The organism is Rheinheimera sp. UJ51, assembly GCF_020819615.1.
In the GTDB taxonomy this organism is placed as follows: domain Bacteria; phylum Pseudomonadota; class Gammaproteobacteria; order Enterobacterales; family Alteromonadaceae; genus Alishewanella; species Alishewanella maricola.
Genome location: NZ_JAJHOG010000001.1, coordinates 235,964 through 249,631 on the forward strand (window position 1 = coordinate 235,964; position 13,668 = coordinate 249,631).

At 47.2% G+C, this 13,668-nt stretch carries 14 protein-coding genes; all 14 read right to left on the minus strand.

What is annotated here, in order from left to right; all coding sequences use genetic code 11:
- Positions 1 to 157: 157 nt before the first annotated feature.
- Positions 158 to 1,885, minus strand: a complete 1,728-nt coding sequence (locus LMJ53_RS00975; protein WP_229584380.1) for an SLC13 family permease — start codon at positions 1,883 to 1,885, stop codon at positions 158 to 160.
- Positions 1,886 to 1,888: 3 nt separating this feature from the next.
- Entirely contained in the window at positions 1,889 to 3,295 is a 1,407-nt protein-coding gene (gene cysN, locus LMJ53_RS00980) for a sulfate adenylyltransferase subunit CysN (protein ID WP_229584381.1), read from the minus strand.
- The gene (gene cysD, locus LMJ53_RS00985; protein ID WP_229584382.1) at positions 3,295 to 4,203 is read right to left on the minus strand and encodes a sulfate adenylyltransferase subunit CysD; all 909 of its coding nucleotides are present in this window, start codon (positions 4,201 to 4,203) and stop codon (positions 3,295 to 3,297) included. Before cysD ends, cysN begins: the two co-directional genes overlap by 1 nt.
- A gap of 189 nt (positions 4,204 to 4,392) precedes the next feature.
- Positions 4,393 to 5,517: a non-hydrolyzing UDP-N-acetylglucosamine 2-epimerase gene (gene wecB, locus LMJ53_RS00990; RefSeq protein WP_229584383.1), complete on the minus strand. Its 1,125-nt coding sequence runs from the start codon at positions 5,515 to 5,517 to the stop codon at positions 4,393 to 4,395.
- Between the two features lie 131 nt (positions 5,518 to 5,648).
- Positions 5,649 to 6,431, minus strand: a complete 783-nt coding sequence (locus LMJ53_RS00995; RefSeq protein ID WP_229584384.1) for a VacJ family lipoprotein — start codon at positions 6,429 to 6,431, stop codon at positions 5,649 to 5,651.
- Between the two features lies 1 nt (position 6,432).
- Positions 6,433 to 7,656, minus strand: coding sequence for a c-type cytochrome biogenesis protein CcmI (gene ccmI / locus LMJ53_RS01000; protein ID WP_229584385.1), 1,224 nt, complete (start codon positions 7,654 to 7,656; stop codon positions 6,433 to 6,435).
- A complete protein-coding gene (locus LMJ53_RS01005) occupies positions 7,653 to 8,174 on the minus strand; it encodes a cytochrome c-type biogenesis protein (RefSeq protein WP_229584386.1) in 522 nt (173 codons plus the stop codon). The genes ccmI and LMJ53_RS01005 overlap by 4 nt, the downstream gene beginning before the upstream one ends.
- Positions 8,171 to 8,749: a redoxin family protein gene (locus tag LMJ53_RS01010; RefSeq protein WP_226750185.1), complete on the minus strand. Its 579-nt coding sequence runs from the start codon at positions 8,747 to 8,749 to the stop codon at positions 8,171 to 8,173. The genes LMJ53_RS01005 and LMJ53_RS01010 overlap by 4 nt, the downstream gene beginning before the upstream one ends.
- Positions 8,742 to 10,703 carry a heme lyase CcmF/NrfE family subunit gene (locus tag LMJ53_RS01015; protein WP_229584387.1) on the minus strand — a complete coding sequence of 654 codons (1,962 nt, stop codon included), beginning with the start codon at positions 10,701 to 10,703 and terminating at the stop codon, positions 8,742 to 8,744. Before LMJ53_RS01015 ends, LMJ53_RS01010 begins: the two co-directional genes overlap by 8 nt.
- Before the next feature lie 3 nt (positions 10,704 to 10,706).
- The gene (gene ccmE / locus LMJ53_RS01020) at positions 10,707 to 11,204 is read right to left on the minus strand and encodes a cytochrome c maturation protein CcmE (RefSeq protein WP_229584388.1); all 498 of its coding nucleotides are present in this window, start codon (positions 11,202 to 11,204) and stop codon (positions 10,707 to 10,709) included.
- Positions 11,204 to 11,494 carry a heme exporter protein CcmD gene (gene ccmD / locus LMJ53_RS01025; RefSeq protein ID WP_229584389.1) on the minus strand — a complete coding sequence of 97 codons (291 nt, stop codon included), beginning with the start codon at positions 11,492 to 11,494 and terminating at the stop codon, positions 11,204 to 11,206. The genes ccmE and ccmD overlap by 1 nt, the downstream gene beginning before the upstream one ends.
- A 13-nt stretch (positions 11,495 to 11,507) precedes the next feature.
- Positions 11,508 to 12,245: a heme ABC transporter permease gene (locus LMJ53_RS01030; protein WP_226750189.1), complete on the minus strand. Its 738-nt coding sequence runs from the start codon at positions 12,243 to 12,245 to the stop codon at positions 11,508 to 11,510.
- A 1-nt stretch (position 12,246) separates the two neighbouring features.
- Positions 12,247 to 12,912, minus strand: coding sequence for a heme exporter protein CcmB (gene ccmB, locus LMJ53_RS01035; protein ID WP_229584390.1), 666 nt, complete (start codon positions 12,910 to 12,912; stop codon positions 12,247 to 12,249).
- Positions 12,906 to 13,565: a cytochrome c biogenesis heme-transporting ATPase CcmA gene (gene ccmA / locus LMJ53_RS01040; RefSeq protein WP_229584391.1), complete on the minus strand. Its 660-nt coding sequence runs from the start codon at positions 13,563 to 13,565 to the stop codon at positions 12,906 to 12,908. Before ccmA ends, ccmB begins: the two co-directional genes overlap by 7 nt.
- Positions 13,566 to 13,668 lie beyond the last annotated feature (103 nt).

A 13,668-nucleotide genomic window follows, 5' to 3' on the forward strand; every position in this document is an offset into this window, starting at 1 on the left:
ACAAATTTTAAAATAGTAAACAAAATTAAAAGCTGCAAATAAAAATTTCACCGATCAGACCTCGTACCAGTACCGGAGTGTGGTAGGACCTGTCTCTGAGTGCAGTCAGACCAGTACCAGAGTGTGGTCTGATCAGTGTTGGAGCTGGAGGGCTGGATTAAAAGGGAAAAACGCGGGGGATCAGTAGTAAACTAACCACGATGTAAGTAATAGCTACGGGCGCTCCTATCAGGAAAAAATGCTTGAGGCGGTAATTACTTGCATTAAATACCATCAAGTTAGTTTGATAACCATAAGGCGTGATAAAACTGGCTGACGCGGCAAATGCCACCCCCATCACCATGGGCAGTGGATCAACGCCCATCCCCTGTGCCAAGCTGTAGGCGATAGGAAACATTAATGCCGCGGCGGCATTGTTGGTAATCATTTCGGTTAACAAATAAGTTAATAAAAAAATGCCCATTAAGGTAAAGAACGGCGCTTGGCCACTTAAACCTGTGCTTGCAAATTGACTTATCACATTCGATAAGCCGGTGGTATTCATCGCGGTGGCAATACACAGGGCGCTGGTTACGACCAACCAAATTTCGACTGGAAAACGCCGTTTGATTTCATTAACGGTTAAACATTTGGCAAACAATAGCAGCGCAAGAAAAAACATCGCGGCTTGTAATAAACTGATAGGAGTAAACACACTCACGCCAATCATCAGCGCAAAGCCCCACCACGTCAGTTTTTCACGGAGGCCACTGAGCATATCTTCGGTATCAATATCCGACAAAATATAGAAGTTTTTACTGAGGTTATGCCTGCTGCTAAAATCTGGCCCAGTTGCCAATAACATTACATCACCGGCTTGCAATACTATATCGCCCAACTTACCGCTGACTTGTTCGCCCTCACGGCGCACAGCCACGACCGCAGCATCGAACCTGGCTCGAAACCCGGTACTTTTTAAAGTTTGACCCATTAATACCGACTCTTCCTTGATCATCACCTCGGTTAATACTTGCGTCGTTAAACCGTTATCATCAGCAAATAAACGTAACCCCACAAATTGCTTAAGCACGTTGACTTTATGCACGTTGCCACTAAAAAGTAATTTATCGCCGGCACACAATACGTCATAACGCGCTACGGGCCGGATTAATTGCTTACCTCTAACAATTTCAGTTAAAAATAACGCATCAAGATGGCGCAAACCGGCCTCTTCCACAGTGAGCCCTACCAATGGCGAGTCACTCATCAGTTCAGCTTCTAACAAGTAAGCGCTTCGGTTTTCAGCTGGAATGGTGTCATTCGGTAAAAATCGGCTCATAAAAATAACGACCCCACCGCAGGCTAGCGTGACGCCTAAACCTATTAGGGTAAAGTCAAAAAAGCCAAAACCCGGATGGCCTTTTTCAGTTAACATTGAATGCACGATTAAGTTGGTCGAAGTACCTATTAGAGTTAAGGTACCGCCAAAAATCGCAGCATAAGAGAGCGGGATCAACAACTTTGCTGGCGACACCGTTTTATTACTACGCACGGTGTTAAGCATCGCTGCCACAACGGCGGTATTATTTAATACTGAGGAGGCTAAAGCGGCAAAACTGACGGTGCGAAACACCGAACCCGACACAGAGCGGGTAAATAAAAAGCGCGATATACGCCGTAAGATACTGGTTTTCTCTAACGAGTAAGAAATTAAAACCAGCAACACTAACGTGGCTAAACCAGAGTTGGCCGCATTTTTTAATACATCGGCCGTCTCAATAAAACCCAAAGCTAACAAGCCAAGTAACATGGCACCAAATACACCGGCGGAATGCTGCTGAAAGCGTAATAACGCCATCAGCAACAACACCAGCAACCCTATCAGCACAAGCGCTTCAAGGCTCATTTATTACTGCCGAGACATTAAATGGGGAAAATGTTTGCGCACAAGCATGATCAATTCATATTCAAAATCGCTGAGGCCTTTAATTTCTTCCTCTTCTGCAACAGTCGCAACTAAGGGCGCATCAATCATGCCGGCTCCTACCGTTAAATTGCTGAAACGGTCAATAATAATAAAAGCACCGGTAAGTTTGTTTTTACGATAAACATCAAACGCCATAGTTTCTGTTAAATTAACATCAACCAAGCCAATTTCATTCATCGCTAACACTTCCGCTGATTTCTCTGCCAGAGTATTCACATCGATGCGATGATGCAGTTTACTGATCTCACCTGTCGTGGTTTTACAGCTGAATTTAAAGTAATACTGCCTGTCGGTTTTTAGTGGCGTGTCATGCAACCAAATTAACTTGGCTCGCATCCGCGATGAGACATGCGGCAGTGCGTCTTTTTTTACCAACATACTGCCACGGCTGACATCAATTTCATCATTCAAAGTAAGCGTTACGGCTTGCCCTGCGTTGGCACTTTGCAAGTCACCATCAAAGGTCACGATGCTTTTGATGGTAGACACGGTACCCGCCGGCAATACCCGCACGGTATCGCCTACAGCGATACTGCCTGAAGCAATCGTGCCTTGGAAACCACGGAAATCAGCATTAGGGCGGCTGACTAACTGCACAGGAAATCGAAAATCGTCATTTTCAGCAAGCGTTAATTCAATGTTTTCAAGATACTGCATCAAGGTTGAGCCACGGAACCAGCTCAGTTTTTCACTTGGATGCACAACATTATCGCCCTCTAAGGCCGAAATAGGCACGAAGCGGATATCAGGGATGTCCAAAGCCCCTGCCAAAGCCAGATACTCTTCTTGAATGGCCTTGTAACGGGCTTGAGAGTAATCGACTAAGTCCATTTTATTAATCGCGACAATCACGTGCTTGATACCCAGCAAGGAACATATGTAGCTGTGTCGCCGCGTTTGGGTTTGCACACCTTTACGCGCATCCACCAGGATTATCGCTAAATCACAGGTCGACGCACCGGTGGCCATATTGCGCGTGTATTGCTCGTGGCCTGGCGTATCGGCAATGATAAATTTCCGTTTCTCGGTTGAGAAATAACGGTAAGCCACATCAATGGTGATGCCCTGCTCACGTTCAGATTGTAAGCCATCGACCAGCAGGGCTAAATCGACACGCTCGCCTTGAGTACCCACTTTTTTGCTGTCTTCAGTGATAGCCGCAAGCTGATCTTCAAAGATCATTTTACTGTCGTGCAACAAGCGGCCAATCAGAGTACTTTTACCATCATCCACACTGCCACACGTAATAAAGCGCAGTAATTGCTTGTTTTCGTGCTGCTTTAAGTAGGCCAGAATATCCTGCTCTATTAATTCTGAGGTATGGCTCATTAGAAGTACCCTTCCATTTTTTTCTTTTCCATCGAACCGGTGCTGTCGTGATCAATCACCCGACCTTGCCGCTCTGAGGTTTTGGTTAACAACATTTCTTGAATGATTTCAGGTAAGGTTGCCGCTGAGGACTCAACGGCACCCGTTAACGGATAACAACCCAGGGTACGAAAGCGTACACTTTTCATGCTGGGTGTTTCGCCGGGTTGTAACGGCATGCGCTCATCATCAACCATAATTAGGGTGCCATCGCGTTCCACTACAGGGCGCGGTTTAGAGAAATACAAATCTGGGATTTGGATATTCTCAAGATAAATGTATTGCCAAATATCTAGTTCGGTCCAGTTTGATAACGGGAACACGCGAATGCTTTCGCCTTTATCGACTCGGCCATTAAAAATATTCCACAGCTCTGGCCGTTGATTTTTAGGGTCCCAACGATGATGCTTATCGCGAAACGAATACACTCGCTCTTTCGCTCGGGATTTTTCTTCATCACGCCTTGCACCACCAAAGGCGGCATCAAATTTGTATTTATCTAATGCCTGCTTTAAGCCTTGGGTTTTCATGATATCGGTATGCTTGCTACTACCATGCTCAAAGGGGCTGATATTCATGGCTAAGCCGTCTGGGTTTTGATGTACCAGTAAGTTCAAACCCAGCTCACGGGCGATTTGATCACGAAACGCAATCATCTCTTTGAATTTCCAGGTGGTATCCACATGTAACAGTGGAAAAGGGATTTTGCCGGGGTAAAACGCTTTACGTGCCAGATGCAATAACACCGACGAGTCTTTACCTACCGAATAAAGCATCACCGGATTATCAAACTCGGCTACCACTTCACGGAAAATTTGAATCGATTCGTTTTCGAGGGCTTTTAAATGGCTTTGGCTACTTGCTGCCATGATAACTCCGCCTGCGTCTAAGTAAGTGCTTATAGCTTACCAGAACAAATCAAAACCGAATTATCTTGTTTTGGAATATCTTATTTCCAACAACAGGTCCGACCGCACTCAGACACCGGTAAGAGCTCCAACCAGTACCGGAGTGTGGTCGGAGGTCAGAGTTGTGCCTGAGTGTGGTCTGAGGAGTATTTAGCGGAAGGTTTTTAGGGTGGCGATAATCCGTGCACAGGCTTTGCCATCACCATAAGGGTTATGGGCGAAGCTCATGCTGTCGTAGTAAGGTTTGTCACTGAGTAAGCGAGTGACTTCAGCTACAATTTTCGCTCTGTCTGTACCCACCAACTTCACAGTACCAGCATCAACAGCTTCTGGCCGTTCGGTTGTGTCCCGCATTACTAAAACCGGTTTGCCAAGTGACGGCGCTTCCTCTTGAATACCACCGGAGTCGGTCAGTACCAAGTAACTTCTGCTCATCAAATACACAAATGGCAGATAATCTTGTGGCGCAATTAGATGCACGTTCGATACATCACTGAGTAAACGATAAACCGGCTCGCGCACATTGGGGTTTAAATGTACCGGGTAGACAATATCGCAATCCGGATATTGCTTAGCAATATCCGCTAGCGCGGCACAAATTTGCTCAAAACCACCGCCAAAACTTTCACGGCGATGGCCTGTTACCAAAATCATTCGGCGATCGTCTTTTACAAAAGGAAACTGCTTGGCAAAACTGGCGCTTAATTCTGGGCTGTTATCAATTTTTTCAACAACTTGCAGCAGCGCGTCAATCACCGTATTCCCCGTAATAACGATGTTAGCGGCAGCCAGGTTTTCTGCTAATAAGTTATCCGCAGAGGTTTGCGTCGGCGCAAAGTGCAAGCGGGTTAAAGCGCCGGTTAACTTGCGATTAGCTTCTTCAGGCCAAGGGCTATAAATATTGCCGGTACGCAGGCCGGCTTCGACATGGCCTACCGCAATTTTTTCATAATAGCAGGCTAAGGCCGCAGCAAAAGTAGTGCTGGTATCACCGTGAACTAACACGATATCAGGTTGAAACTCGCGCAGTACCGGTTTGATGTTGAGCAAAATACTGGTGGTAACGTCATACAGATCCTGCCCAGCTTTCATAATGGCTAAGTCGTATTCAGGTTCGATACTGAATAACTGTAATACCTGATCCAGCATTTCACGGTGCTGACCGGTAACACAAACACGGCTATCAAAGGCCGCATCTTGCTTTAATTGATTGACCAATGGTGCCATTTTGATGGCTTCAGGGCGTGTGCCAAACACACTTAATACTTTAATCATGTCGCTTTCCTTTTCATTTCTCACGCCGTCATTAGGCCTATTGCACCCAAAACTGGACAAACCAGTACCGGAGTGCGGTCAGAGGTGTGACCTGTACCGGAGTGTGGTATGACCTCTGGCTGCTGAGTGTATTATTCGATTTCGTCGAGAAAATCTAACATATCATCGTCCAGCGTTTCTTCTGGCTGTGGCGGGTTGCCATCGTATATTTTAAAAAGCTGACGCTGATAATAACTTTCTTTAACAAACGAGTATGGATCCAGCGAGTCGTTTAACATATTTTCGACTTGCATTAGCTGCTCGCGACCGTCTAACGCACCAATCACGGCACGTGTGATGGTTAACGGCGTATTTAATAAGCTTAAGGGGAAATACAAATTATCAACCAGCGAGCCAGCAGTATCTCTTACCGTGGTAGGCCCACGCGCAGGGATCATTAAAAACGGGCCATCGCCAATCCCCCATACCGCCATGGTTTGGCTGAAATCTTCCTCAGCATTGGTCAAACCAATATTCGTAGCCACATCAAATAAACCAAAAAAACCGGTGGTGCTGTTTAACACAAAACGGCCAACGCTTACGGCTGCTTTCTTCGGCTTGGCTTGCAACACGCTGTTGACGAAACTGGCGGGCTCCCCTAAGTTATTGACAACATTACTTAACCCTTTACGTGCCGGTTTTGGCACTACCGTCATGTAGCCAACGGTTAGCGGTCTAAGTAAATAGGCGTCTAACACATCGTAATTAAAATCCCAAAGCGGGCGGTTAATGCGCTCTAACGGATCTCGCACATCAACATAGGCGGGCTGAGGATTATTAGTTGTTGCAGCTTGCTGCTCGCTGGGTGCGCTAGCACAGGCCGTTAAGCTGAGCACACCGCCAAGCATTAGGGCTCGAAAAAAGAATAAAGACATATTACTGTTCCAAAGTTAATTGTACGGATAATACCGGTTGCTCAAAACTTAGCACCGCTGACACCACTTCTACATCTTGCGCAGAGCGCTCAACTGTTCCTGAAACAGCCATACGGGCAACAACTTGAATAAGATTAGTTTGCTCGATGTTCCAGCCCGCTTGCATCGCATCGGCTGCCGATAAGCTGATCTCGGTTACACCGGCAACTAATGGCAAACGTTTCGCGGCTAATGGAATAGCCGGGCCTTCTGCCGCACGAGCGAACACGAACAACGAAGCGCCAGGATGAGCGGCAGCTAACTCAGCGCCAACACTAACCTGAATCTTTACTTCACGAACAAAGACTGCGTTTTGCTCGGCAGTGCCGACCGTTGCAGGGGCATTTAATTCGGCTAAACGTGCATTCACCACCTCTAAACGTGGATCATCAGGTGCTAAGCGCGATGCCAATAATTGCCAAGCGGCTACCGCTTCGGCATTATCGCCACGCTCATAAGCAATTAACGCCATTAATGAAATCGCATCAATATTTTCAGGCTCTTGCATTAAAACCCGCGCAACACTTTGGCCGGCTTTGGCTAAGTTCATATCACCGCCCAGCATAATCAAGGCTTGGCTATAGCTGATTAACAACGGCGTGCGCTCTGGCATTAGCTTTAACGCGCGCTCAAAAGACTCAACCGCTTCTTCTAGCATGCCCAAGGTCATCCAAACCCGACCTAATAACATCCAAGCTACCGCATCATCACCTTCATTGGCCAGTTTTGTGCGCAGTGCCAAAGAAAACAGCTGCATATCTTGCTCGTTTAAGGGCTCGCCCTCGCCTAGCAATGCGCGTTGCCCATAGCTGGCTAAGTTTTGCTGGGCATATTCCCAATCAGATAATTGCCGATAATGGCCATTTTGGCTGTACACCACCGCCACAATTAACGCCGTTACCAGCACTAAACTGAGGTGTAATACTCGCTGCTGCTTGGGTTGCTTATAACGAATGGCTTGCTGTTCTTGTTCTAAAAACTGCTGCTTTAACTCATTGGCGGCAGTATCAAAATCTTGCTCAGCCAATTCACCGGCATCGCGTGCTAACGCCAATAATTGCAGGCGCTCTTCAAAAAGTTGCGCCGGGGTTTGATTATTCTTTGCATCGGCTTTGCGCGGCCAAATAATAAAAAGGGTACTTAACACCAACATGGCGAGTGCACCGGCGGCAAGTTGCCACATCATGATTTCTTACTCCGATAACTGTCGATAATTTGCTCAAGCTGCTGGTTTAACTTTGCTTTTTCGGCAGAGTCGGCAGCAGCGTCATCTGACAACTGCTCTGACCTGTACCGGAGTGCGGTCTGACCAGCTTGGCGTTTAAGTTGAAACAGCAACAATGATAACAACACCAGCACCGGGGCTAGCCACAACCAAATGGTGTAGCGATTGACCGGCGGCTGATAGTGCACAAAGTCACCGTAACGATCGATCATAAAATCTAACACTTGCTGCCGGCTTAAGCCTTGTTGCACCAACTCATAAGTTTTATCACGCATATCAACGGCCACCACGGCATTCGAGTCGGCGATATTTTGATTTTGGCATTGCGGACAGCGAAGCTCAGCCGTCAGCTTTAAATAAAGTTGTCGTTGCTGCTCACTTTCAAAAGACAATAACTCTTGGCTCTCTGCTGCACTGGCAGCACTGCTTAAGCCCACGGTCAGTAGGATGCTGCAAAGAAAAGTAAAAAATGGCTTCATGGTTTGGCCGCCCATTGCTGGTAAATCGGCGCGAGCTTGCTGCGCCAAACTTGCGGATTAATATCACCAATATGATGCGCCCGTACAATGCCGTTGGCATCCACGATAAAGTGCTCAGGCGCGCCACTGACCCCTAAATCCAGCGATAAACGCCGCTGTTGATCAAGGATATTAAATTGGTAAGGATCGCCATTTTGTTGCAGCTTAGTGGCAACTTCTTGCTGTAAGGTTGGCAAATCGAAGACTTGGCCAAACATCGGATCTTCAGGTAACACATAGTAAAGACCGATGATCCGAATGCCCTGCTCATTGCGCAGCTGCGTCATGTAACTGAGCTCAGCATTACAGGTTGGGCACCAAACTCCCCACACATTCAGTAAAAAGGTTTGCCCTTTTAAGGCGTCTGGCGTCCAGCTTTTACTGGGATCCTGTAAATCAGGTAACGAGAAACTCGGCAGTGGTCGATCGATAATGGCCGAGTCACGCTCACGCGGATCAGAAAACAAACCACTGAGTAAAAACAGCGACAAGCCTAAAAATAACGCCAAAGGAATATAAAATAACGCCTTACGCATCTGCAGTCTCCCGAACTGGCACTTGTCGACGATAGCGCTTATCAAGCAAAGCGATTAATGCGCCTAACGCCATGAGCAAGCCGCCAAGCCAAATCCATCTGACGAAAGGTTTTACATACACGCGGATTGCCCAAGCATCGCCGGGTAAGGCTTCACCCAGTGACACATAAAGATCACGGCTTAAACGCGCATGCACTGCGGCTTCGGTCATCACCATCCGCTGAATATTGTATTCGCGTTTTTCGGCATGCAGATGGGTAACATAGCGACCATCCGTACGTCTTACGTCAATTTCTGCCGCTTCACCGCCGTAATTGGGGCCATTTAAGCGATAAACATCTTGCAGCTCAAACTCGTAATCAGCTAACACCACCTTATCACCAATGGCCATGCGCACATCACGTTCGACACTGTAAGTTTTGGTCATGGCCACACCAATTACCAACACGGCAAAACCAATATGCGCCATCGTCATACCATAATGCGACGCCTGCAATTTACTTAAACCGGCTTTTACAGAACCAAACTGATCTAATCGCTGATAAATTTCGCTAAGCGCCGATAAGCCTACCCAAGCGCCTAACAGTAAGCCTAACAACGCCAAGTTTGCGACGACACTTTGCAGTAAACTTAAGGTACCCAAAGCGACAATCAGCGTAGCGATAGCCAGTAACGACATGGGCTTGAGCAATGGCGCGGCTTTTTGTTGCTTCCAACGCACCCAAGGCCCTAAGCCTAGTAACAGGGCAAAAGGGATGGTCAGGTAATAAAACATCTGATTAAAGAACGGCTCACCTATCGAAATAGAGCCTAAGCCTAACTCTTTGTGCACCAATGGAAATAACGTACCTAACAACACGACTAAGGTAGCGGTAAGTAAGAACACGTTGTTGCTCCACAGCATCACTTCGCGCGAAAAAAGCTGATAACGCGCCTGACTGCGCACCGAGTTCATGCGGCTGGCGTAAAGTAACAATGAGCCACCGATAACGATTAGCAGGAAAATCAGTAAGAAAATACCGCGATCAGGATCCGAGGCAAACGAGTGTACTGATACCAACACACCAGAGCGCACTAAAAAGGCACCTAATAAACTCAGAGAAAAGGCACCGAGCGCCAATAATACCGTCCAGGATTTAAAGGTGCCGCGCTTCTCGGTGACCGCTAAGCTATGGATTAAAGCCGTACCCACCAACCAAGGCATTAACGACGCATTTTCTACCGGATCCCAAAACCACCAGCCGCCCCAACCTAGCTCGTTATAGGCCCACCAACTACCCAGCATAATGCCCAGGGTCAGGAACATCCACGCTGCTAAAGTCCAGGGTCTGGCCCAGCGCGCCCAAGTGCTATCAAATTTACCACCAATTAAAGCGGCTATCGCAAAGGCAAACGACACTGCAAAACCGACATAACCCAGATACAACAACGGCGGATGGATAATCATGCCGAAGTCTTGTAACAATGGGTTTAAGTCACTGCCTTGCACAGGGTAAAATGGCAAGCTGCGTTCAAACGGATTTGACATAAACAAAGAAAAAGCAATAAAGCCGATATTAATCAGCCCCATAATGCCTAAAATTCGCCCTTGCATTAATAACGGTAACGCTTTGGAATATTGCGCCACTAAGGCAGTCCAACCGGCTAACATCATAACCCATAACAACATCGAGCCTTCGTGTGAGCCCCATACTGCGGTGAGCTTGTAGTACCACGGTAAAATAGAGCTGGAGTTGGTGGCCACATTAATTACGGTAAAATCATCGTGATAAAAAGACCAGGCCAGCGCCATAAACGCCAGTAAGGTAAATACAAACATGCCCACTGATAAGGGTTTGGCCAATAATAAGGCACGTTCATTGGCGGTAAAACTGCCGGCTAAAGGCACTAAAGCCAATAGTAATGACAGCGCAAAGGCAAAGGTCAGCGCCAGCTGACCGTATTCTGCAATCATCGACTAGCCTCCGTAATTCGCGTTGCTAGCAGCAGGCTGCTGGCTGGGTGGCACATGGCGAATGCCTTTTAGGGCTTCGGCCACCTCTGGAGGCATATATTCTTCATCGTGTTTGGCCAGCACTTCGGTAGCGGCCAACACAGTAGCACTGCGCAACTCACCTTGCGCGACGATACCTTGCCCCTCTCGAAATAAATCCGGCAAAATGCCTTCAAATTCAACCGTGGCGATCTCACCTGAATCGTCGGTTAAATCAAAGCGTACTTTTAAACTGTCGGCGTCACGTTGCACCGTGCCGGGCACCACCATGCCCCCTAAACGCAGCCGTTGGCCGATATCGGGTTTAATTTTCCCTTCACCAAGGCCCTGAATAAGCTGACCTGGGGTATAGAACAAGTTAATGTTTTGCTGTAAGGCAAATAGCATCGCCCCCACGGCACCAGCAATCAAACTGATTACTAACAACATGGATAACAGGCGTTTCTTTCGTCTTGGTTGCATTAGCTTTGCTGCTCCTGATACTGCTTAATTCGTTGCTCTCTGGCCATTTTTGCGGCGAGCTGCTGCTTAAACTGACGTTGCTGGTAATAACTCCACCACAGCAAGCCCATTAACAGCAAATAAGTTAAACCGAAAGATAACCAAACAAAAAAACTGTAACTAATGCCGTTACTGGCCATCGCTAAAAAATCACTGAAGCTAGCAAAGTAGAACGGAAAAACACCAAAAAGTTGCACGGGCAATTCGCTGCTCAGTTGCCAAAACGTGTTCAATAAACTGCTCAATAACATGCTATCTCCTCGCTTATGCTTTGCTAACTAACTGTTTAACCCAAGGCCGATGCTGCTCATTTTCGAGGATCGCCGTACGTAAACGCACGCAGGTTAACGCCGCTAATAACAAACTAAACGCCAATAAACTTATTAATAAAGGCCAAAGCATGCTGGGATCGATGGACGGTTTAGCAAATTTAGTTATGCTGGCACCTTGATGCAGGGTGTTCCACCACTCTACCGAAAAATGGATGATGGGTAAGTTAATCACGCCAACAACCGCCAACAAACTGGCCACTTTAGCGCCGGTTTGTCGCTCAGAAAAAGCCCCATGTAGCGCCATTACGCCAAAATATAAAAACAACAGAATAAGTTCAGAGGTTAAACGGGCATCCCATACCCACCACGCGCCCCACATCGGTTTACCCCAGGCCATACCGGTTAGCAAGGCAATGGCCGTGTACACCGCACCAATCGGCGCGATAGCTAATACTGCCCACTGGGCCGTTTTGATTTGCCACACCAAAGCAGTAAAGGCTGCGATGGCCATCGCCATATAAGCGCCCATCGACATAATGGCCGACGGTACATGAATGTGAATAATGCGGTAACTGTCTCCTTGCTGATAATCAGTGGGGGTAAAGCCTAAGCCCCAAATATTACCCAACAACAAGGTAAACAAGGCACTACTCATTAACCAGGGCGTTAACTTGCCACAAAAATGATATAGCGTTTCTGGTTTTGCTAACGGATCTAACCACTTAAACATATCAGCTCACATTTATCTTTAAAGCGCTGCACACGGCCATAGGCACCAAGGCCAGCGAGAACAAAAACATTGCCAATAAGATGGCAATCTGCCCAGTAAAACCTAAACCAATACTGGCCGCTTCAATGGCGGCACTCGCAAAAATTAACAGCGGGATATATAACGGCAGAATAACCAATGCCAGTAAGATCCCACCTTTATCCGCAGAGACCGTGATACCCGCCCCTAACACACTGAGTAAGCTCAGCACCGGTGTACCCAGTAATAACGTTAGCGCCATCGCTTCTAGGGCGGCCCCTTGCATATTCAGCAACAAAGCTACCAACGGTGATAACAGCAATAACGGCAAACCGGTACTTAACCAATTCGCGGTAATTTTCGCCAGCACAAACGGCATTAATGCCTGCTGCGCCGCCACTAATTGCTCAATCACCCCATTGCGATAGTCGTCTTTAAACAGTCTTTCAGCGGCTAATAGCACGCTTAATAGCGCAGCGATCCAAACTATCCCTGGTGCCATTATACGCAGCATATTCGGCTCTGGGCCAACCCCTAATGGAAACAGGGTTAGCACGATAATAAAAAACAACACAGGATTCAGCCAATCCGCTTTTTGCCGAGCCAGTAAACGTAATTCGCGCTGTAAAAAAATGCTAAATTTTACCATCGATAATGGATCTCTAACGCGCGTAAGGCATGATATTCGATGCTGAGCGGTTGGTGGGTCGTTAAGATTATCGCGCCGCCGCGCTGTAAATGTGCGATAAAGTGTTGCTGTAAACTGACAATCGCTGATTGATCTAATGCCGTAAAAGGTTCGTCGAGGATCCAAATTTGCGCAGAGGTGGCCCAAAGCCGGGCTAAGGATACCCGTCGCTGTTGGCCGGCCGACAGCATGCGACAAGGAATATCTTCTAAACCGGCTAAACCTAATTCTGCCAGTAACGTAAATTCGTCTTGAATATGCAGATCGCTAGCCGCTTGCCAAAATTGTAAATTTTCAATCGCTGTTAATTGCTCATGAATACCGCTTTGATGGCCGATAAAACATAAATTGGCGGCGTAATCGCTTAACGCGGCAGGTAAGGGTTGAGCTAAATACTGCAGTTGGCCTTCATCGGGTTGCGCCAAGCCAGATAGAATTCGCAGCAAAGAGCTTTTACCGGCGCCATTTTTGCCTTTGATCTGCAAAAGTTCGCCCGGTTTTAAGTGTAACGACAGCTGCTCAAACAGCACGCGATCTTGCTTTACGCAGCTTAAATCAGCGGCATCGAGCAAAATGGGGGCAGTAACAGCAAAGGTGGGTTGTGCTATATTCACAGTCCTCTAACTATCGACGACCAACAAAATTGCGCGCATAGTAGCATAATGCCGCCAGAATACGAATCAGAACCGCTTCGTAAGCTTGATTCAAATCAGCTAT